This is a genomic window from Synechococcus sp. R55.2 (assembly GCF_047462075.1).
In the GTDB taxonomy this organism is placed as follows: Bacteria; Cyanobacteriota; Cyanobacteriia; order Thermostichales; family Thermostichaceae; genus Thermostichus.
Genome location: NZ_JANSIH010000240.1, coordinates 1 through 694, shown reverse-complemented (window position 1 = coordinate 694; position 694 = coordinate 1). Strand labels below are relative to the sequence as shown.

Genomic DNA, 694 nt, shown 5'->3' with positions numbered 1-694 from the left:
CTGAGGGGTAAAGCGAACCCCCTTGTATGGTTTATAGGCGAGGAGGCCTTTCTCGGTGAGGCGGCGGGCCATTTCGGCATCATCGGAGTTGATACAGACTTTGACACCCTTGCTCAGGAGAAGGGCAGCATTATGGGGGATAGCTTCAATGACTTCCATTTTATACGCCCACCAGTCGGAGAAGGTTGATGCAAACGCACCATGGGCTTTTAGCTCGGGGGCGACTTTGTAGCCTTCCAGGACATGGGTGAAGGTGCGAACCCGAAACCCAAAGCTTTCGGCCAGGCGTATGAGCATGAGGATCTCGGACTGGACATAAGAGTGGCAGGTGATGAAGCGCTTACTCTGGAGGATTTCGGAGAGGGCTTCCAGGCGTAGGTCGCGCCGCGGCGCAATCGGTCGGGGCCCTCGGCGGTAAGCAGAGAGGGCCTTCTGATAGGCATCCCACTCGGCCTGATAGCGGCGTGCCTGCTCAAAAGCATCCTCGATAATTTCCTTCACCCCCATGCGGCTCTGCGGATAACGAGTCGTATAGGCTTCGCCCCAGTTGGACTGCTTGACGTTCTCGCCGAGGGCGAACTTGATGCCCGGCGGTGCCCCGGTGAGGATGAGCCCCTCGGCATGGGCGGGCCCCCCCCGCCGGGTGTTTCCAGATCCTCAAGTCGAGGCAGGTCGGCGGGCTTGGGCTCGACAC

General features: G+C 59.7%; 1 protein-coding gene. It reads right to left on the bottom strand.

Annotation, left to right across the window (positions count from 1 at the left end; translation table 11 throughout):
- The coding region (locus NW838_RS08140; protein WP_414427834.1) for a hypothetical protein at positions 1-507 on the bottom strand (507 nt) is incomplete at its 3' end.
- Between the last annotated feature and the right edge of the window lie 187 nt (positions 508-694).